Here is a 20,744-nt window from a genome sequence, read left to right on the forward strand (position 1 = left end):
CCCGGGCTGGTTCAGCCCGGGCCTCGCTTTTTGTGTTGCCCCGCTATGGTCGGGGAGGGATCCTGCCGATTTGCTGTTGGTTACTTGCTGTTCTGCAGGTAGCCCTTGAGGCGGGTATCCGCGAGTTCAGGGCGGAAGCCCGTGCCGTTGATCTTTGCAAGGTCCAGCACGCTGTTAGAGGGCCGTGGCGCGGCCTCTTTTCCGCGGAAATACTCGGCTGTGGAGACGCCGGTGACGTTGCCCCGCGGGCGGCCCGAAAGTTCGAAGACGTCGGCCGCGACGTCCGCCCAGGACCGGGGCTCGCCGTCGTTCGTCAGGTTGTACGTACCAAACGGTGCCCCGACATCCAGGAGGTGCTTGATCCCGGCGGCAAGGTCTTCCGAGAAGGTCAGACGGCCAATCTGGTCGTTGACGACCGCGGGTGAAACTCCTTTTTCCGCGAGGGAGGCCATGGTTCGGACAAAGTTCGGCCCGTCACCAATGACCCAGCTGGTCCGGATGATGTAATGCCGTGGAACCACACTGACGACGGCGTCTCCCGCAGCTTTGGTCTGGGCATAGACTCCCAGCGGCGACGGGCCCTCGGTCTCATCATGTGAAGGACGTGAACCGTCAAAGACGTAGTCGCTGGAGACCTGCACCATCACCAGGCCATGGGCAACGGCGATCCTTGACAGTTCCGCAACCGCGGTGACGTTCAGTGCCCACGCCGCCTGGCGGCCTTCCTCCGTTTCAGCAGCATCAACCGCCGTGAAGGCAGCAGCATTGATGATGGTGGAATACTTCCGCCAGTTCCGGCTGCCAAACGACGCAGGATCCAGGAGATCAAAGCTGCTCCGGTCCGCGAACTCCACGCTCGGATCGCCCGCGTACGCCGACCGCAGCGCCTTCCCAAGCTGCCCGTCAGCCCCAAGCACCAGCGTTTTCTTGGCCGCCATCGGCGTGACCCCCGCCAACCGCGGGTGAGCCATGTCCTTCTCGGACAACTCCGCTTCCTCCAGCGGAATAGGCCAGGAGATGCCCACGGTTTCGTCAGCGAGATTCACGAACGTGTACTCCGCATCGGCTGACCAATGATCATTCACCAAATATACGTAGGACGTGTTGTCCTCCAGCGTCTGGTACGAGTTCGCGACGCCGCGGGGAATGAAGATCGCCTTGCCGGCATCCAGCTCAGCCGTGAACACAGAACCAAAAGTCGGACCTTCGCGAAGATCCACCCAGGCACCAAAAATGCGGCCAGTCGCCACGGAAACAAACTTGTCCCACGGTTCGGCATGAATCCCCCGGGTCGTACCGGCTTTGTCGTTATACGAAATGTTGTTCTGCACCGGGCTGAAATCAGGCAACCCGAGCGCCATCATCTTCTCCCGCTGCCAGTTTTCCTTGAACCAGCCACGGTTGTCGCCATAGACCGGGAGGTCGAAAAGCAGCATGCCAGGAATGGGCGTCTCCGTGGCAGCGAGCTTTTTCTGGAACTCCATGCCTATTGGCCCTGCACTTTGTATTTAGCCTCAGTTGCGGCTTTCTGCGGCCGCCACCAGTCCTCATTGTCCCGGTACCAGGCGATGGTGTCCTCAATGCCGGCATCGAAGTTCGAAAACTGCGGTTCCCAGCCCAGCTCATCGCGGAGCTTCGTGGAGTCGATCGCGTACCGCAGGTCATGGCCCGGCCGGTCAACAACGTGGTCGTACGCGTCCGGGGACTGGCCCATGTGCTTGAGGATCAGCTCCACGACGTCCTTGTTGTTCTTCTCCCCATCAGCACCGATCAGGTAGGTCTCCCCGATCCGGCCCTTGGCAATGATCGCCAGGACAGCCGAGGAATGATCGTTCGCGTGAATCCAGTCACGCACGTTCTCGCCCTTGCCATAGAGCTTGGGGCGGATCCCGTCGATCACGTTCGTGATCTGACGCGGAATGAACTTCTCCACGTGCTGGTACGGGCCGTAGTTGTTCGAGCAGTTGCTGATGGTCGCCTGCAGCCCGAAGGAACGCACCCAGGCACGGACCAGAAGGTCAGAACCGGCCTTCGTGGACGAATACGGGCTGGACGGGTTGTACGGGGTCTGCTCAGTGAACCGCTCCGGGTCATCAAGCTCAAGGTCCCCGTAGACCTCATCAGTGGAGATGTGGTGGAAACGCTTACCGTGCTTCCGGGCCGCCTCGATCAGCGTGTACGTGCCGATAATGTTCGTATCCAGGAACGGCCGCGGATCGTGCAACGAATTGTCATTATGCGACTCAGCAGCATAGTGAACAACAACATCATGAGCCGCGACCAGCTCGTCCACGAGCGGCTGGTCGCAAATGTCACCCTTGACGAACTGGAACCGCTCGGCCGGAAGGTGCGTCAGCGACTCCTCGTTGCCTGCGTACGTCAGTTTGTCAAGGACGGTCACGTGGTGGTCCGTTGTGGACATGACGTAGTGGACAAAATTGGAGCCGATGAAGCCGGCGCCGCCGGTTACTAATAGTCGCTGCATAGTTTCAAAGGTTACCGGATTTGGATGATGCACGAGTCAGCAGGAAAGATAGGCTATATGCGCGGAATCATTCTGGCCGGCGGTACCGGCTCACGGCTCCATCCGATCACTCTGGGCGTCAGCAAGCAACTGATGCCTGTCTTCGATAAGCCGATGATCTACTATCCGCTCTCCACCCTCATTTTGGCCGGGATCCGGGACATCCTCATTATCACCACGCCCCACGACGCCGAGCAGTTTGAGCGCCTACTGGGGGATGGCTCGCAGTTCGGTATCAACTTGAGCTATCTTCAACAGCCGTCTCCCGACGGACTGGCCCAAGCGTTCATCCTCGGAGCCGAGCACATTGGCAACGAGCCAGTGGCGCTGGTACTGGGCGACAACATCTTTTACGGTCAGGGTATGGGAACCCAGCTTCGCCGTTTCGAGAACATCGACGGCGGTGCAGTCTTTGGATACTGGGTCGCTGACCCGAAGTCATACGGTGTTGTGGAATTCGACGCCAGCGGCAAGGCCATCTCCTTGGAGGAGAAGCCGGAAAAACCCAAGAGCCACTATGCCGTTCCCGGGCTGTACTTCTATGACAATGACGTCGTTGAAATTGCGCGGAGCCTCAAGCCATCGCCCCGCGGCGAGCTGGAAATCACAGACGTGAACCGGACATACCTGGACCAGGGAAAACTTCAGGTTGAGATACTTCCCCGCGGCACGGCTTGGCTGGACACCGGTACTTTCAATGACCTCAACGATGCTTCCAACTTCGTCCGCACGACCGAGAACCGGCAGGGCCTGAAGATCGGGGCACCGGAAGAGATCGCATGGCGGCTAGGCTTCCTTAGCGATGACGACCTTCGGCAGCGGGCCGAACCCCTGCGCAAGAGCGGCTACGGAACTTACCTTCTGGGACTCTTGGAAAACGGCCACTGATCCCAATGCGGCTCCGTCACAGCCGGGATACGTTCCTCGAACGGATCCGAAAGGATAGTCGGAGTTAGCCGCGGTGAGGATTCCGGAGGGCGAACGTTCTCGCTGACACTGCTTTGGATCGGACTCTTCAACTGTGTGGACTGTGGCAGCGCCGGCGCCGGAGTCGACGCGTTCCGAGGGCCGATCACAGGCATCGCGATGACGTGGTTGAGGTACGCACCTTGGCAGGAACTACAACCCCGTCTATGACGCTGTAGCAGGTCTCCCGTCCCTGTTCAGCAGCGACCCTGGAGTCGTCTATGCAATGCGGCTCGGCAGCTCCCTACTGAGTTGCTTTTTCCTGGCCCTCATGTTGCCGCACTCTCGCAAATTCGCCGCCCGAAGTGGGCCATTGTCGCGACAGCTGTCTCTGTTACCCCAGGTCCCTTTTCGCCAACGGCGTCGTAAATCCAGATGCACTTCAATACGCGACCGCGGCCGGTCTGCTGGCCAACGTCGCGTGGCTCTGGAACGTTTGTTGGAGCCAGCGGTTTACGCCAACCGAACATAGGTGTTAACAATTGGGCCATTAGTGCCTGTAACAGGTTTCCGGATAGTGCTCAGTCGCACCTTGAATATTCAGCAGCCTACGTCGGCCAGTTCGGTTGGCTGTAAGGACACCATCGTTGGGGGCGGTTGTACTCTGACTGGACCTCGCGACAGCGCTGTGCTGTCCGCTATCGTGCGCGCCAAGGGCGGTCCGTGTGCCACTACAGTCTTCCTGGTCACAGCACTCCTGCTGCTCCCGCCGCCTCTCCCTGCAAATGGCCGCGGGAGCAGCAGGGAACAGCCGTGCTGGTGGCATTTTCACGTCTGGACGTTTGAGCAGACCCTGCTGCGCTGTCAGCAGGTAGGGTGCGGACTGCGACTGGACCGGTGTGTATGCCAATACGTCCTGGCAGCCGCCAGGCCGCACCCCGCTGTCCCCTGCATTCTTCGCTGTCATGCTGGTTTTCGGTTGGTGCCTGGTCTGGCGCGCTGTTGTTGCGGAGCACGGCCCCGCAACATAGTCCCCCAAACCCAGTGACTCAACACAGTAGCTGACAGCGTGGAACATGCCCAGGGTTTCCGCTGCCTCGTCATTGCTGCGGCGAAGCCACGACGTTAGGCCACTCAGGACGCGCCCAAAGCTCGGAGGCGGACCACCGACATGTCGGCGGACTCCTGACTGACCGCCACGACGCCGGCGGCAGGCGCCTGCCGATCATCAGGCCAAGGCGCTGCGACGGCCATCGTGGACATCGACTGGCTCGGTCAAGTCCGGCGGCCCGACTTTTCGCCGCACCAACGTCAAGGCCTCAAGGTCGTGAAAACGTCCCACGTCATGAAGCGCCCTAGCCTCGATAGAAATGGACCGACCCTTCAGTGACAGGCCAAACGAAGATGCCGGGGAAAGCATGACCCTCCCCGGCCCGTGTCATCGTCTACCGTATTCCCTCGTAGGCAGGTGCCGGCTGTTTGGAACCGTCGTCTGCTGGTTGGGGCTGCAATGGACCGTCCGACCGCCTTCGCCTGATAGTCAAGAGGCTCCAGAGCAGCATCCCCGCAACTGCGACGGCCCACAACGCGATGCCTATGCGCCACCCCGGCGGTTCGAAGCTGATGGTGATCAGCTTGCCCTTAGCGTCGGCGGGAATGGCCAGGCCAAGCAGATATCCGCCGATGGGGCGACTGGTAAATTGCGCGCCTTCCACACTGTATCCGGGCCAGGGAAGGCGGCTCAAAGCGGCACGGCCGCCTTCGGCCGGCACGTCCTCGACCTTGAGTACGACCTTGGTGTCGTCCCGCGAGACCTCGCTCAACTCGGTGCCAGGCCGGGTCCAGGTAACGCCTCCGGCAGGACCCAGGGGCACATCGCGGCTCCACAGGACGGTGTCGTCAGTCTCCGTTGCGACATGCCATCCGTCAGGAACAGCAGGTATCTCTACTTCTTCATCCCGTGACACGTAATTGTTGGAGGCCATGGCCACTTGCGGTTTGTCGAATGACCTCTTGAGGATCTGCACGTTGTCGATGTGGAGCTCATCAACGAGCAGCAGGCCGGTCTCTGCCCGGCGATCGAAGAGTTTCTCCGCGAGTTCAGGGCAGGTTCCGCCCAAGTACCGCAGACAGAGCAACTCATTGAGCTTGGAGAATCCGACCAGCTGGTAGCGGTTCACGACGTTTGCGTCGCTGAGGTACCACGCGTTCGCCATGAGCGTCTGTTCCCATGTCTCCTTATCCTGGGGGTAGTCCAGCGGATCCCCCACAACGATGACGTCATTCTGGACGCCCTCCAGCACACCTTTATACGTGGAGACGTCTTCGGGCTGGTTGGCGATCGACAAGCCACTTCGGGCAGTCGTGCGGTGTTGAAGGACGGTCGTCGCTGTCGTGGCCAACAAGACACCGATAGCCAACAACGATATTGCGGGAAGGCCAAACTTATTCCACTTGTGCCTTGCGACCTCGGGGTGATTCAACAGCCATCGCATACACACCAGGCCTGCGACGATCAAGGCAGCGCACAACGCGATAGTGAAGTAACGCCACGGGGCCTGGGACCAGCCGAGGTAGGAACCGAGCACTACAAGGCCGAGTGCAAAGAAAAGCGACTCTCGACTGATCGAAGCCTGCCTGGAACGGGCCAGTGCAACGACGACCAGGAGAACAGCAGCCAACGCCACATAAGGCATAAAGCGGGCCGGATAGCGCAGGGGGCCTATCGTCGTCGGAAGCAAGACAAACGCCGCGGACGCTGCGAGGAAGAAGAAAAGGTCCCGCAGATCGGATGAAAGCTTCTTGAACTGAACCCAGCTCACGAACGCAATGGCGGGCAGGAACCACGCAATATAAGCGGCCGGGCTTGTTGCTGCGGTTCCGGACCACCACCAAGAAAGGAGCTGCGGGTAAGCGGTGGCGATCGGTGCCAACAACAGGCTGGTGAAGTCAATGCTCATGTAGTCGTCGTTCCAGATGCCCGTTGTTCCACGCGTGGTGACGGCGGCTGTCAAAACCCCAGGCAGGAAGACGACAACGGCGACAAGCCCAATAGATACGCCGGTGAGCGCAATCCTGGCGGCCGGCCACCACGCCTTGCGGATCAGTGTTTCAATACCAACGGCCAGAAGGATAAACCCGATAGCGACGGTTCCAGCGACGTAGCCTACTGTGACTATCAGGTACCCCGTGACGAAAGCCCAGAACGGGTTTCGTTTGCCAAGCATCAACTGACGTAGCTGCGCCCAGAAAAACGGAAAGATTGCCCACACGAGCGCTCCCGTTACCCATGACGGGGCATCGAAGTACATCGTGAATCCGTTCAACGGCACGGCTATGCCTGCAATGAAGGCCCACTCCGGCGAAAGTGTGTAGCTTCTGGCTAGAACGAACGTGCCAACGCCGGCAAGGACCAGCATGGCCACCTTCAGCACGGTGGTGAGCACAACCGCGTTCGGGCTGACGTAGGCGAGGAGACCGAACAGCATGACCAGTGGGTTCCAAGTGCCCCACTGCCCCTCCGCGATGTAGTTTCCACTCGACCAGACTGAGGGATTCAGGACCGGCACTTTCCCTTGGAGCAGACTCTCGCCAAGGTGATACCACACGCCGTATGCACCGTTCTCGGTGTCATCCTGGAAGTAGAAGCGGCCGTGGAAGATGAGCGGGATAAGGCTGAGCACCAACACCGATCCGGCGGTTGACAGTAGCCACTTCCTGTTGCGTGACGACGGCGATAGGGAAGGCTGCAATTCTGGTTCCGTTCAGTTTGGGCATGCGTCCGCCGCATGACAGCGCGCGAGGGACAGGTTCATAATACCTGAGGGTCAATTCCTCGCGCTCGAGAAGGGGCCCTCGCGCCGCTCAGGGGCGCTGAGGCAGGCTTCGGCCCAACAAAGCCAGGCTGAGCCGGTAGAATCTCCTGACATGACACTGGCTCAACCCGAGACTAACTTGACGCCCCACCGCATATCTGTGGTCATACCCGTCTACCAAGGCGAAAAGACCCTCGTTGGTGTAGTTAACGAACTCCTCCCCTATCGGCAAATGTCAACGAGTAAGGGCGGCCACGATTTCGTCATCTCGGAAGTCCTGCTGGTCTTCGATCACGGCCCCGACAACTCTGCTGCCGTGATCCGCTCATTGACCCAGTCCATTGACATCGTCCGCGGCGTCTGGCTGAGCCGGAACTTCGGCCAACATGCGGCTACGTTGGCGGGTATGGCTTCGGCAGGTGGGGACTGGATCGTCACCATGGACGAGGACGGCCAGCACGACCCCGCAGCAATCGCCGACCTGCTGGATACAGCCATGGAGCACAACGCCTCTGTCACTTACGCAATGCCAAGCAACCCGGCCCCGCATGGCTTCTTGCGGAACGTCGCGTCGAAGGGCGCCAAAAAAGCAGTGCGCTTCTTGCTGTCCAGCGACGACGCCACGAGCTACCAGAGCTTCAGGCTGGTCACCGGAGAAGTAGCACGCTCCGTGGCCGCCTACGCCGGGCACGGCGTCTATCTGGACGTCGCAATGGGCTGGATTGCTGACAAGACAGCGACTTGCCCTGTCCTGCTGAGGGAAGAAGGTGACCGCCGCTCCGGATACCGGTTGCGGTCGCTGCTCTCCCATTTCTGGCGGATGGTGATTTCGAGCGGGACGCGTGGGCTTCGAATGGTTAGCCTGATAGGTGCAATCTTCGCCTTGGCCGGGATCGGACTGGCCATCTATTTTGTCATCGCATACCTGACCGGCCATGGCGCAGGCCAACAGGGCTGGACGTCGACGATGGTGGTCCTCCTCGTCAGTACCGGCGCAATACTCTTCGCCCTGGGGGTCATCGCAGAATACGTCGGGGTCAACGTCAACATGGCCATGGGCAAACCGGCGTACCTCATTGTGAGTGACCCCGCCCTGGGTCCGCTCGGCAAGACTGTCCACAAAGCACCCGCCCAGATGCCCTCGGGCCCGGTGGCTGATGCAGGCTAGGCCCACGTGGGTCATCGGTGCCGGCGGCCTCCTCGGTAGAGCCGTTGTCCGAGAGCTCGAGTCACGCAAAACACCGGTCTTAACAAGCAAGATCTCGTGGGCTGACCCGGAGGCCGCACTCCGCGAATTCCGGCTCGGTGCCGAGGAGTTGCGGATCGCGGCGGCTTCCGGTCCGTGGACTATCGCCTGGTGCGCCGGCGCGGGAGTGACCGGGACCTCTCAGGCCGCCTTAGATGCGGAACTTTCGTTGTTCTCCCGTGCCCTGGGCGTGTTTGAGGAGACCCTTTGTGCCGACGGTGACGGGCGGATGGGTGCGATGTTCCTTGCTTCTTCGGCCGGCGGGGTCTATGCCGGTTCAAGCACGCCGCCGTTCACTGAGGAGAGCCCCGTACAGCCATTGGCACCTTATGGTTTCGCCAAATTGAAGGCAGAGGCGGCGGTAACGGATTTTGCGAAGCGGACAGCGGTCCGGACTCTCATCGGAAGGGTCAGCAACCTCTACGGACCGGGACAGAACCTCCGGAAGCCGCAGGGCCTTATCTCAGTTTTCGCCAAGGCTCACCTCACTGGCGCCCCTGTTTCGGTCTACGTGTCATTGGACACGCTGAGGGACTATCTGTTCGTTGACGACGCCAGCCGGTTGGTGTCCGATGGAATCGGCAGGCTCGGACTCCCAGACGTCCTCCCTGGCGAGACCATCGTGAAGATCCTTGCCTCCCAGAGGGCGGATACGATCGGCAACCTCATTGGTGCATGCCGCGCTATCTTCAAACGCCGTCCGTTGATCATCCTTGGCGCCTCGCCCTTCGCTAAAGCCCAGGCACACGACCTCCGGCTACGCTCTGTGGTCTGGCCTGAGCTGGACGAACACCCTGTGACTCCGCTTGCTGTTGGAATCAATTACACCGTGCAGGAAGTCCAGCGGCTGGCGGTATCAGGAAAGCTCTGATCTGCTCCCACACCCGGCCCGCGGGCACGAGGATTGTGAAGCCACTTGGCGTCTTCGGTAGTCTAGGGTGTGAAGTTGCCGGTTACCGGCCCTAAAGTTCGGAGATTATGTGGCTTCCACGAAGCAACCCGATTCCCCAGTGGAAGTTGTGAAGGGTATCCATGATGGTCCCCCCGGCCCTCTGCTGAGAATCATCAAGGATCAGCGGATCGCTTTCGTGTTGGTTGGAGCCAGCAATACTGCCTTCAGTACCGGATTGTTCGTGGCGATCGCCTGGGCCTATCCTGCGCTACCCTCGCCAGTCGTGCTGAGTATCGCATTTGTCGTTTCCCTTGTTGCAGTCTTTTTTGTCTATCGGAAGCTTGTTTTTCGGGTGAAGGGCCACTTCTGGCTGGACCTCGGGCGTTTCACGTTAGTCAATCTAACGATGTTCTTCACGAACATGGCGCTGCTCCTGGTTGCCCACGAAATTCTGGGCTATCCGAAGATCCCGGCCCAGATCGCGATCACGTTCGTGACAGTTTTCATCAATTACTTCGGGCACAAATATTTCTCGTTCCGCAGACGGCCTGAACCCGCTTCCCCCACAAAAGACACCGAGGAAAGTGCACCATGAGTCCCAAAGTCTCCATCGTCATTCCGGCCTACAATAACGTTCAGTACATCGAAGAGACGCTCCAGTCCGTCTTGAACCAGACCTTCGAAGACTACGAAGTGGTTGTCGCCGACCACTCCTCCATTGACGGCACGGCTGAAGTCATCGCCCGGTTTAAGGAACACCCCAAGGTCCGGGTGCTGACCCCCACCCCGACAGGCGGCGGCGCCCAGGCCAACTGGAACCGTGTCAGCCAGGCTGCAACCGGTGAATACCTGAAGCTCGTGTGTGGCGATGACCTGATTGCGCCCAATGCCCTCACCCTGCAGGTTGCAGCCCTCGAGGCGAATCCGGGCGCAGTAATGGTCTCCTCGCATCGGGATCTGGTAGATGCGAACGGCCGGCTGTTCCTGAAGGGACGTGGGTTGCAGGGCGTAGACGGACTGGTCAGCGGCCGCCAAGCCATCCGTGCAACTGTGCTTGCAGGTTCGAATATCTTCGGCGAACCAGCGTGCTCCTTGTTCAGGCGGGACCTTCTTGCCCAGGAAGGCTGGTGGGACAACACCCATCCGTACCTCATTGACGAAGCGACCCTTGTGCGGATCTGCCGCCATGGTGACTTCGTAGCGCTCCGGGAATCCTTGGCGTCGTTCAGGATCAGCGCCAGCCAATGGAGCGTCCGGCTGGCCCGTCAACAGTCAGACCAGGCGATTGCTTTTCACCAGCAGCTGCGAAGGGACGATCCGACGCTACTGAGCTGGCTCGACGTGACGGTAGGTAACGCCAAAGCTATCGCCATGTCCTACGCACGGCGCCTGGCTTACGTCCGCCTGACCCACCGCATGGGGCACCAACACGCCGTAGAGAGTACTGTCTGACAGCGGAGCTTGGCGACTCCCGGGCACCAATGGTGTAAACGTTCGGAGGGGTTAGGCCCCTCCGAACGTTCTTCACTTTAAGGGGAGATGGCTGCGATCGGCGAAGCGCCGGTCATTTTCCGGGGCCGCCGTCGAACCGCTAGTGCCTCGGCGACACTCCAGAACAAAGTAACAACAACGGCGAAAATAATGCTTCCAACGACAACTGGCCAGCCGGGTGGACTGAAGCGGAGGACGATATCCTTGCCCTCGGAGCCGGCGGGAATGTCGAGACCCACAAGGTAGCCCCGTAGCGGCGCTGCCAGGCTGGCACCTTCCGCAGTGTAGCCGGGCCACGCCAGCCTGCTAAGAACGGCATTTCCTGCGCCGTCGTCCAGCCTGTTCACCCTGATCACCACTTCCTGGCTGCTTTCTGAGACCACCGCCAGGTCCGCCCCAGCGGAAGCCCAGACAACCTGGCCCGTGTTCAGCAGTGGCATGTTCCGGACCCACACGACAGAATTTTCTGACCGGCTGGTTTCATGCCATCCCGCGGGCGGGGTGTCCCGAAAGGCGTCGTTGGCTTGAGGCTGCGGATCCCGGAGTATCTGGACGGTATCCAAGGACAGGAGATCCGCGAGTACATCGCCCGTGGTCTCATCGGTTTCGAACAGCTTCCTTCCAGCAGCCGCGCAGGTCCACCCGTGGCTTGAGATGCAAAGATCCTCTGCGTATTCGGCAAACATGATGGGCGAGTACAGGTTTTGAACCTCCGCCGGATTCAGGTACCAGGCGTTGGATGCCAGGGTCTCGTCCCAGATTCCAACACCGAGCACGGTGGGATCTCCCACCACAAAGGTGCCGCCTTTGGCACCTGGAAGCTGTTGGGTGTATCCGGCCGAAGCGTCGGGCATCCGGTAGTCAGGCAGCGGTGAGCCTTTGAACGCCGCATGCTGCCCACCCGCTATTACGAGGCTGATGAGAATGGGAACGGCAGCTGTGAGTGCCGGCGTCCTGAAACGACCCCTAACCCGGCCCGAGTAGAGGAAGAAGTACAGCACTGCGATGCCCGCCACGGATAGCAAGCCGAATGAAGCGGCCAAGCGGAAGGACGGAAACTGGGTCCACGCCAGATAGAGGCCGGAGACAACAATAGCCGCAGTAATCACCAATCGTGCCCGGCTCAAAGCTGCGACCCGGTAGCGTGAAACGAGAATTGCAGTACCTATGAGCACAGCCAAGGAAACGTAGGGCATGAGCCGGACAGGAAAACGGAGGGGTCCAAGGTCACTGGGTGCCAAAGTCAGCCCCAGCGACAGCAGCCCGAAAACACCGATTGCAGCGAACTCCTTGATGCCACCCCTGACACGACCGTAATCAACGAGGACGAGTGCGGGGAGGAACCATGCCACATACAGAAGGGGCACCGGGGCAAAACCGCCCCACCAGCCTGTGACCTGAGGCAGGCTCCCAGGCACCCACGCTGTTGCCAGCCCAGTCAGGTCGGGGGTCAGGAACCCGCTGTTGCCGATGCCTCCGGTCCGCGCCGTTACGGGGGCCGTCAGGACACCGGGCAGATAGACCGCCAGCGCCACAGTGCCACAGACCAGACCTGTCAGCAGGAGCCTGAGGGCGGCGCGGCGTGACGCGTGGACCCAGGCTTCCGTCAGAAGCCCAAGGAAAAGGATGGCCAGCATGAGCGTTCCGTGGACATAGCCGATAGTTATCAGCACATAAGACGTCGCTAGTGCAAGGATGGGGTTGGCCCCCGCGAAGGCCATCCGATGCAGGCCAAACCACGCAAGCGGTAAAAGACTGAACACCATGAGCCCGGTGACCCACGAGGCGGCATCCATGTATACGGTGAAACCGGTCAAGGTCACGGCAACGCCCGCGATGGCTGCCCACTCCGGACTGGCTTTGTAGCTGCGGGCCACCCAGAAGGTCCCGGCCGCCAGGACGCAAAGGAATGAAATCTTGAGAATCGTGGAAAAGACGACGATGTTGGGTGATTTGCTCGCTATCAAGCCGATCAGGAGAATGAGCGGATTCCAGATCCCCCATTGCCCCTCAGCCGCATAGTTGCCCGCTCCCCAGGCGCTGTCGCTAAACAGGGGCCACTCTCCTGAGCTGATTTTGGCTCCGATTTCGAACCAGATACCAAATGCCCCGGCTTGCGTGTCGTCGTAGTAGTAGAACCTGTTGTTGGTGACGAGCGGGATCAACGATCCAATCAACGTGGCGCCTACAGTTGCCGCGGTCCAGGCAAGGTCGCGGCGCATTGGCACGTGGCTCACAAACTGCCTTCGGCTTCGGCTTTCGCTTCGGCCTCGGCCGAACGCCGCCGCAGCTCTTTGACCACGCCATGCACTTCGCCGTCCATCACCACTTTGCCGTGCTCCAGGAGGATTCCACGTTCGCAGACGGTTGCCACGAGATCCAGGTCATGGCTGACGACGAACAACGTCTTCCCTTTGGCCGAAAGTTCCTTGATCTTCGCGATGCACTTGCGCTGGAATGGTTCGTCTCCAACAGCAAGGATTTCGTCGATGAGGAAAACTTCGGGGTCGGTGTGTACGGCGATGGAGAACGCGAGCCGGAGGTACATTCCGGATGAGTAGAACTTAACCTCCGTGTCGATGAACTCCCCGATCTCGGAAAATTCCACGATCGAGTCGAACATCTCGTCAATCTGTTTTTCGGTCATTCCGAGGATGGCGCCATTGAGGTATACGTTGTCGCGGCCGCTGAGGTCGTGGTGGAAGCCCGCACCCACCTCGATCAGCCCGGCTACCCGCCCTCGGGTGCGTACTGTTCCGCCGTCGGGCTGCAATACCCCTGAGATGAGCTTGAGGAGTGTCGACTTTCCGGAGCCATTCAGGCCCAGGAGCGCGACAGTCTCCCCCTGCTTTACTTCCAGCGATACGTCCTTCAAAGCCAGGAACTTCTTGGACAGGTCGCCTTTTCGTCCCTTGACCAGCCACACGAGGGCCTCCTTGAGGGACCTGGTGTGGCGAAGGACGAACTGCTTTCGTAGGTCGATGCAGCTGATCGCTACATGGCCAATCGTCGTCATGTCAGAGCTCCTGTGCAAAGTGGATGGCGAGACGACGGAACGTCAGCTGTCCGACGAAGAGGACAACCAACGTGGTCAACATGGCGACCGGAAGCCACAATGTCAGCAGGTCCGGTGGCATCGTCCCGTCGACGAGCTGATCGGACTTCAATGACGGTTCCCAGAATGCCCAATGAAAGACTTCCACTGCGACCGTCATGGGGTTCAGCTGGTAGATCCAGAACCAGGGGCCCATAACACGTTCAACCATCGACCACACGTAGAGCACCGGAGAGGCCCAGGTGACGACCATGACGATCATGTCAACGATATTCTCCGAGTCGCGGAAATAGACGTTAATCGCACCGAATATCAAACCCAGCCCTGTAGCAAGAACGGCAACCATCAGGAATATCAGCACAACAGCCGCCAGCTGGAGGATCGACGGCGTCCAGCCAACCACAAGACAAGCCCCGACGAGGACCAGCAGTTGCGGGAGAAAATGCGCCGCCGAAACCCATACAGTCGCGACAGGAAAGAGTTCGCGCGGCAGATAAATCTTCCGGATGAGATCGCGGTTGTCCACGATCGAACGCGTTGCGTTGGACAGCGATTCCGTGAAGAAGTTGACCAAAACGATTCCGGCAAAGAGGTAGATCGCGTAGTTGGGCGTTCCGCGCTGGAGGTTGAGGAAGATGCCCAGTGCCACAAAGTAGATCAGGAACTGCACGAGCGGTTTAACGTACGACCACATCAGCCCGAGCACGGAGCCCCGGTAGCGAACTTTGATTTCCTTGCGGACCAGCAGTTTCAGGAGGAAACGGTCCCCGTAAACATCGAGGAGACCGCGTCCACTCCCCGGCTTTATAAGCTGGTCGATTTGGCCTACCATCTAACTTTTGTCCTCGGAATTCGCTTCGAAAGTCTTTTTCCACGACTCGAGCGAGCTGATCTCGGCAACAGCGTCCCTGTACTGCTTGGCGAGCCTGTCCCACTCACGGAAGAGCTGCAGATGCAGCCGGGTTGCCTCCGTCAGCATCGATTTCAGCTTCTTCGGGTCACGTTGGTACCACGAAGCTCCTGTTCCTTCGGCATTGGACACCACCACGCTGTCGTAGTGGGCAACCCGGAACCAGCGGTTGTCCCGGTGGGCAAGATATCCTTGCGGCCGCTCGCCGCTTTCTGGGCCCGGTGCCTTGATCAGCTGCCGCGCAACTGTCTTGATCCCCCAGGGAATGAGCTCCTTCTTGCTGGGCATTCCGACGACGGTTCCCCCCATCGGACCGCGGCCCAGTTTCGGTGCGGGAAAGTCGTTGACGTCATCCTTCAACTGCGCGTCCGGGTAGGAGGCCTTCAACGCGTTGATTTCAGGCAGCTTGGTGCCGAGCACCCGGTGGAGCTCCCCGGGCCCTTTGAAGAGGTCTTTCAAAGCCTCGATTCTGCCATGTTCGGTGAAGTACTGCATGGACACGAGGTGTTTCACGTCAGCCTGAACCGATTCCCGCAGGACGCGGCCGCCCTTCGGGTACGGGCTGTGGATCAAGGTGGTGATCAAGCGGTTGCGTTCGTGGAAGTACGCCTGCCATCCCACGAGGTCGTCCTTGTCGATCCAAGAGACGTGCCACACCGCAGCACCGGGGAGGGAGACCGTCGCGAAGCCGGCTTCCCGTGCCCGAAGCCCGTATTCGGCGTCGTCCCACTTAATGAAGAGCGGCAGGGAAAGGCCGATTTCACGGATGACCTCAGTAGGAATCAGGCACATCCACCACCCGTTGTAATCCACGTCGACGCGCCGGTGCAGCCATGCCGTCTGGCGGAGGTTGGCGATGCTGAAGTCGTGCCGGGTTTCCATGTCGGCGTGCGGCAGAGCCGGAACGATCCGGAAGGGATCCACAACCTCGCCGAAAGTGTGGAGCACACTGCGGTTGTAGAGGTCGAACATATGGCCGCCGACGATGGTCGGCTTCCTGCAGTGGTCAGCGAAGGTCAGCAACCGGACTATGCTTTCGGGCTCGACCACAATGTCGTCGTCCAGGAGCAGCACGTAGTCACTGCCGTTCTCCACGGACTCGTACATCCCGCGGGCGAAGCCACCCGACCCGCCCAGGTTTGCCTGGTTAATGACCCTGAGTTTTCCGCCCAACGAGTCTTTGACGGCGCCGTAACCGTCCTCCGCCTCGACCTTTTGTGTGCCCTGGTCCACGATCAGGATCTCTTTGACGTTCTCCAGGACGGTGGGATTCTCTGCCAGGATGCGTGCATTGTTCAGGCAAAAGTCGGGTTTATTCATAGTGGTGATCTGAAGTGTCACCTGGCCCTTGGAAAGACGGCTGCCCCCGGCCTGCCATTCTCCGCTCTCCAGGAGAAGTTCGCCCGTACTCGCGGCGAGGTCGAACCAATACCAGCCGCCGTCGCCAAAAGGCTTCAACGTGAGGTCAAAGACAGACGTCGCAGTGCCGTCGACGTGTTTGCCATCCACGCGCTGAACGGACCCTCGCGCGTTGGACTTGTAGACGGTGACAGTTCCGGTGCCGTTGGTCCTGACCACCAGTCGAACGTCACGGACATCAGTCCAGCGCCGCCAGTAGCTGGCCGGAAAAGCATTGAAGTATGTGCCGAAGGATATCTGCTCACCCGAACGCACCCGCATTGAATGCCGCGTCAGCAGATCTTCGAAATGAGCCTCACGGCTTCCCGAACTGAACATCTGCAGTTTTTGCTCGGGCAGCTTAGGGGTGCGGGCCAGCTCGTCATTTTCGCGCAGCCGGATGCCGCTTGCCGTTCCCGCATCGACGTACAGGGACACTGTGTCTGGCTGGTCCTGCGATGGCAGGATAACGCGCTGGATTGTCGCCCAGTCTGTGGTTACATCGTGTGCGCTCATGCGTCCACTCCTCCACTTTCAAGCTTGGCGCCGCTTTCGAAGTGCGGCCGGATCTTGTTGTCGAACATGGTCAGGGCTGAGCCAATGGCCATGTGCATGTCCAGGTACTTGTACGTTCCCAGTCGCCCGCCAAACAACACGTCCTGTTCAGCGGCGGCGAGATCACGGTATTTGAGCAGCCTCTCCCTGTCCGCGGCCGTGTTGATCGGGTAGTACGGCTCATCGCCCTTTTCGGCAGCGCGGGAAAACTCGCGCATCACAACTGTCTTGTCGGTCCGGTAGTCCCGCTCGGGGTGGAAATGGCGAGGTTCGATGATCCGCGTAAAGGCCACGTCGGCGTCGTTGTAGTTCATCACGGACGTACCCTGGAAGTCCCCGACATCCAGCACTTCTTCCTCGAAGTCGATGGTGCGCCACGAAAGGTCGCCTTCGGCGTAGTCGAAGTAGCGGTCTACAGGCCCCGTGTAGATCACCGGAATCCTGCCGACCACCTTGCCCTTGCTGTACTCGTGCGTTTCATCGAAGAAATCGGTGTTGAGCCGCACTTCGATGTTCGGATGCTCCGCCATCTTCTCAATCCACGCGGTATATCCGTTCGTGGGCAGGCCCTCATATGTGTCGTTGAAGTACCGGTTGTCGTAGTTGTACCGAACCGGGAGCCTGGAGATGATGCCGGCAGGCAGGTCCTTCGGATCCGTCTGCCACTGTTTGCCGGTGTAGTGCTTGATGAATGCTTCGTACAGCGGCCGGCCGATGAGCTGGATGCCTTTGTCGTTCAAGTTCTGCGGGTCCGTCCCGGCGAGCTCTCCGGCCTGCTCCTGGATCAGGGCCTGGGCTTGGCCTGGTGTGAGGTTCGCGCGGAAGAACTGATTAATTGTGGCCAGGTTGATGGGCAGGGAATAGACCTCGCCCTTGTGGACGCCATAGACCTTGTGGACGTAGTTCGTGAAGGTGGTGAACCGGTTGACGTATTCCCACACCCGCTCATTGGACGTGTGGAACAGGTGCGCACCGTACCGGTGCACCTCGATCCCCGTCTGCTCTTCTTTTTCGCTGTAGGCGTTCCCACCGATGTGGTGTCGGCGGTCGATGACCACCACCTTCAAGCCGAGCTCAGTCGCGGCCTGCTCTGCGATTGTCAGGCCAAAAAAGCCCGACCCTACAATGACGAGGTCAGCGTTCACGACTCTCCTGTGTGGTGGATTGCAGGCACAGCTATGCCCGGGTTTACTGGTCAAGGTTACCGCGAGGAAGCCGCCGGTGTTCCGCCCTGCCGGGTTCAGAGCCTGACGACGTTGCCCGTCCTCGCGGACTCCAGCACCGCTTCTGCGACGCGGAGGGTCTCCAGCCCCTCGGCCATTGTGACAATGTTCATTGACTTTCCCAATACGGCATCCCGGAACGCTTCATGCTCCATTTTCAGGGGTTCACGCTTAGCCAGGGCGAATCGGATACTGGATCCCTCGGATACGCCCCGGAACGCCGCCATGGATTCCCACTCGGTCTGGAAGGTTCCGTTTTCGACAAAAGTGAGGTCGGCCGAGATCGTATCTGCGATGAACGCTCCCCGCTCGCCCAGGACAATGGCTGTGCGCTCCTTCATCGGAGAGAGCCAGTTCACTATATGGTTCGTGACGACGCCGCCGCTCAAGTGCCCGATGGCTGTCACCATATCCTCGTGCTCGCGCCCGCTCCGGGAGGTGGTGTGGGCCACGACATCGACGTAATTCTTCTGGGCAAGCCAGGCGGTCAGGTCAATATCGTGTGTCGCGAGGTCCTTGACCACTCCCACGTCTGCGATCCGTGCCGGGAACGGGCCCTGCCTTCGCGTGGATATCTGGTAGACATCGCCAAGGTCCCCGGCCTCGAGGCGCGCGCGCAGGCTCTGAAGCGACGGATTGAACCGCTCAATATGCCCCACGGCACCAATCAGCCCCCTGCTTTCGAAGGCGGACGCAATCCGGCGGCCAGCCTCAGAGTCACCGGCAATAGGCTTCTCCACCAGGCAATGGATGCCGGCTTCTGCCAACTGCACCGCCACGGCCTCATGGAGGTTGGTCGGAACTGCCACTACGGCCAGGTCGATGCCTTGGGCGATCAGGTCATCGACACCGCTGCAGACGGTCAGGCCGTCCGCCACGCCGTGCGGATCGCCGAAAGAATCTGCCACGGCGACAAGGTCCACTCCGTCCAACTCCCGGATTACCCGGGCATGATGCCTGCCCATCATCCCGAGTCCAATGAGTCCTGCACGCAAGTTTGGCATCAGCTTCCTGCCTTCGCGACTGCGTTCACGGCAGCAACGATCCGCTCGAGATCGTTCTGGCTCAAAGAAGGGTGGACCGGAAGGGAAAGAACCGTCCTGGCCGCCTCATCGGTGGCCGGCAATTCGTCGTTCGTCTGGAATGGGGCCAGCCGGTTATTCGGAATGGGGTAGTAGACGCCACAGCCAACGTTGTACTCCTCCCGCAGGGCTTTGGCGAAGCCGTCCCTGTCCTCGCTGACCCGAATGGTGTACTGGTGATAGACGTGCTGGCAGCCTTCGGCCACGGTCGGAGTGATGACATCCTCAAGATGGGCATCCAGGAATGCCGCGTTGTCCTGGCGGATCCTCGTCCAATCCAACACCTTTGTCAGTTGAACGCGACCGATGGCGGCGTGAATGTTGGTCATTCGCGCGTTGAAGCCAACGAGTTCATTTTCGTACTGGCGTTCCATGCCCTGGTTGCGAAGCAGACGCAGCCGACGCTCGACATCCGGAAGGCCGGTGCTGACCATCCCTCCCTCCCCAGACGTCATATTCTTCGTCGGATAAAGGCTGAACATGGCAAAGTCACCGAAGGTTCCCACCCTCTGTCCGTTCACCGCAGCTCCGTGTGCTTGCGCTGCATCTTCAAAAACCTTGATGCCGTGCTTCGACGCGAGGGCGCCGATGGCGTGGACGTCAAATGGGTGGCCGTAAAGGTGCACCGGCATGATGCCGGCCGTCTTATCAGTAATCCTTGATTCAACGGAGGCTGGGTCCAGGGTGAAGTGTTCCAGCTCGATATCCGCGAACACCGGAGTTGCACCTGTAAGGGCGACAGAGTTGGCTGTCGCGGCGAACGTGAACGAGGGGACAATGACTTCATCCCCCGGCCCGATCCCGGCCGCGAGAAGTCCGAGGTGAAGCCCGGACGTTCCGGAGTTGACAGCCACGGCAGCGCGCCCGTCGAGCAGGACGTTGGAGAACTCCTGTTCGAAAAGGGCCACCTCCGTTCCCTGGGCCAGCTGGCCCGTAGCCAGCACGGCATCAACTGCCCTGCGCTCGTCGTCGCCAATGATGGGCTTGGCGGCGGGGATGAATTCCTGGCTCATACTTCAACCTCTCGAAGAACTTCGTCGTTTTCGACATACAGGGCACCGGTCTCAGGGCAGACCCATTGCTCGCCGACTCGCTCCAACGGGAACCCCGCCTTTCCGACCCAACCGCGACGCTTGGCGGGAACGCCTACCATGAGTGCAAAGTCGGGAACGTCGGTGGTGACCACAGCGCCGGCCGCAATCGTTGCCCAGCGGCCGATTGTCAGAGGTGCCACACAGACTGCCCTGGCTCCGATAGATGCGCCGTCCTGGATGGTTACGCCGACAGGTACCCAGTCATGTGCGCTCTTCAGCTCACCCTCGGGCGTGATGGCCCGAGGATACGTGTCGTTAGTCAGCACGACCGCAGGTCCGATGAAGACCCCATCGCCCAATTGGGCTGGTTCGTACACCAGCGCATAATTTTGAATTTTGCAGTTGTCGCCCATCGTGACTCCTGTCCCGATGTAGGCGCCACGGCCAATAATGCAGTTTGCGCCTAGCAGGGCCTTTTCGCGTACTTGGGCCAGATGCCAAATTTTGGAACCCTCCCCAACCACCGCATCAGCTGACACATCGGCGTTATCCGCAATTTCTACCACCCGTGGACGTCCTTCCTCATAAGCACTCGACAACGTCATTCATCCTA

General features: G+C 60.0%; 16 protein-coding genes. 5 read left to right on the top strand and 11 right to left on the bottom strand.

The genetic code is table 11. The features are described from left to right. Positions 1-80 precede the first annotated feature (80 nt). Positions 81-1,490: a sugar nucleotide-binding protein gene (locus ABV518_RS01150; RefSeq protein ID WP_367765317.1), complete on the bottom strand. Its 1,410-nt coding sequence runs from the start codon at positions 1,488-1,490 to the stop codon at positions 81-83. Further along, entirely contained in the window at positions 1,487-2,485 is a 999-nt protein-coding gene (gene rfbB / locus ABV518_RS01155) for a dTDP-glucose 4,6-dehydratase (protein ID WP_367765023.1), read from the bottom strand. The genes ABV518_RS01150 and rfbB overlap by 4 nt, the downstream gene beginning before the upstream one ends. 57 nt (positions 2,486-2,542) lie before the next feature. Between rfbB and rfbA the strand changes: the two genes are divergently transcribed. Then, entirely contained in the window at positions 2,543-3,412 is an 870-nt protein-coding gene (gene rfbA / locus ABV518_RS01160) for a glucose-1-phosphate thymidylyltransferase RfbA (RefSeq protein ID WP_367765318.1), read from the top strand. A 1,463-nt stretch (positions 3,413-4,875) separates the two neighbouring features. Here rfbA and ABV518_RS01165 read toward each other — a convergent pair. Beyond that, on the bottom strand, positions 4,876-7,119 hold the full coding sequence (locus tag ABV518_RS01165) for a hypothetical protein (RefSeq protein WP_367765024.1): 2,244 nt from the start codon (positions 7,117-7,119) through the stop codon (positions 4,876-4,878). 238 nt (positions 7,120-7,357) lie between these two features. On the opposite strand from ABV518_RS01165, the gene ABV518_RS01170 reads away from it, so the two are divergent. The 4 genes from ABV518_RS01170 (at position 7,358) to ABV518_RS01185 (ending at position 10,835) form a co-directional block, all read left to right on the top strand. Then, positions 7,358-8,413 carry a glycosyltransferase gene (locus ABV518_RS01170; RefSeq protein ID WP_367765025.1) on the top strand — a complete coding sequence of 352 codons (1,056 nt, stop codon included), beginning with the start codon at positions 7,358-7,360 and terminating at the stop codon, positions 8,411-8,413. Further along, positions 8,403-9,362 carry an NAD-dependent epimerase/dehydratase family protein gene (locus ABV518_RS01175; protein ID WP_367765026.1) on the top strand — a complete coding sequence of 320 codons (960 nt, stop codon included), beginning with the start codon at positions 8,403-8,405 and terminating at the stop codon, positions 9,360-9,362. The genes ABV518_RS01170 and ABV518_RS01175 overlap by 11 nt, the downstream gene beginning before the upstream one ends. Positions 9,363-9,471: 109 nt before the next feature. After that, positions 9,472-9,978 (top strand): GtrA family protein, encoded by a 507-nt coding sequence (locus ABV518_RS01180; RefSeq protein WP_367765027.1) that lies wholly within the window; start codon positions 9,472-9,474, stop codon positions 9,976-9,978. After that, complete coding sequence (locus ABV518_RS01185; RefSeq protein ID WP_367765028.1) at positions 9,975-10,835, top strand: glycosyltransferase family 2 protein; 861 nt, start codon at positions 9,975-9,977, stop codon at positions 10,833-10,835. Before ABV518_RS01180 ends, ABV518_RS01185 begins: the two co-directional genes overlap by 4 nt. 77 nt (positions 10,836-10,912) lie before the next feature. On the opposite strand, the gene ABV518_RS01190 is transcribed toward ABV518_RS01185, so the two are convergent. From ABV518_RS01190 to ABV518_RS01225, 8 genes are all read right to left on the bottom strand, one after another. Beyond that, positions 10,913-13,111 (bottom strand): hypothetical protein, encoded by a 2,199-nt coding sequence (locus ABV518_RS01190; RefSeq protein ID WP_367765029.1) that lies wholly within the window; start codon positions 13,109-13,111, stop codon positions 10,913-10,915. Further along, positions 13,108-13,890 carry an ABC transporter ATP-binding protein gene (locus tag ABV518_RS01195; RefSeq protein ID WP_367765030.1) on the bottom strand — a complete coding sequence of 261 codons (783 nt, stop codon included), beginning with the start codon at positions 13,888-13,890 and terminating at the stop codon, positions 13,108-13,110. Before ABV518_RS01195 ends, ABV518_RS01190 begins: the two co-directional genes overlap by 4 nt. Position 13,891: 1 nt before the next feature. Next, positions 13,892-14,761: an ABC transporter permease gene (locus tag ABV518_RS01200; RefSeq protein ID WP_367765031.1), complete on the bottom strand. Its 870-nt coding sequence runs from the start codon at positions 14,759-14,761 to the stop codon at positions 13,892-13,894. Further along, positions 14,762-16,753 (bottom strand): glycosyltransferase, encoded by a 1,992-nt coding sequence (locus ABV518_RS01205; protein ID WP_367765032.1) that lies wholly within the window; start codon positions 16,751-16,753, stop codon positions 14,762-14,764. Further along, positions 16,750-17,937, bottom strand: coding sequence for a UDP-galactopyranose mutase (glf, locus tag ABV518_RS01210; protein WP_367765033.1), 1,188 nt, complete (start codon positions 17,935-17,937; stop codon positions 16,750-16,752). Before glf ends, ABV518_RS01205 begins: the two co-directional genes overlap by 4 nt. A gap of 95 nt (positions 17,938-18,032) precedes the next feature. Continuing rightward, positions 18,033-19,019, bottom strand: coding sequence for a Gfo/Idh/MocA family oxidoreductase (locus tag ABV518_RS01215; RefSeq protein ID WP_367765034.1), 987 nt, complete (start codon positions 19,017-19,019; stop codon positions 18,033-18,035). Then, positions 19,019-20,110 (bottom strand): DegT/DnrJ/EryC1/StrS family aminotransferase, encoded by a 1,092-nt coding sequence (locus tag ABV518_RS01220; protein WP_367765035.1) that lies wholly within the window; start codon positions 20,108-20,110, stop codon positions 19,019-19,021. Before ABV518_RS01220 ends, ABV518_RS01215 begins: the two co-directional genes overlap by 1 nt. After that, the gene (locus tag ABV518_RS01225) at positions 20,107-20,697 is read right to left on the bottom strand and encodes an acyltransferase (protein WP_367765036.1); all 591 of its coding nucleotides are present in this window, start codon (positions 20,695-20,697) and stop codon (positions 20,107-20,109) included. Before ABV518_RS01225 ends, ABV518_RS01220 begins: the two co-directional genes overlap by 4 nt. Positions 20,698-20,744 lie beyond the last annotated feature (47 nt).

This window comes from Arthrobacter sp. HS15c (genome assembly GCF_040812005.1).
GTDB lineage: Bacteria > Actinomycetota > Actinomycetes > Actinomycetales > Micrococcaceae > Arthrobacter.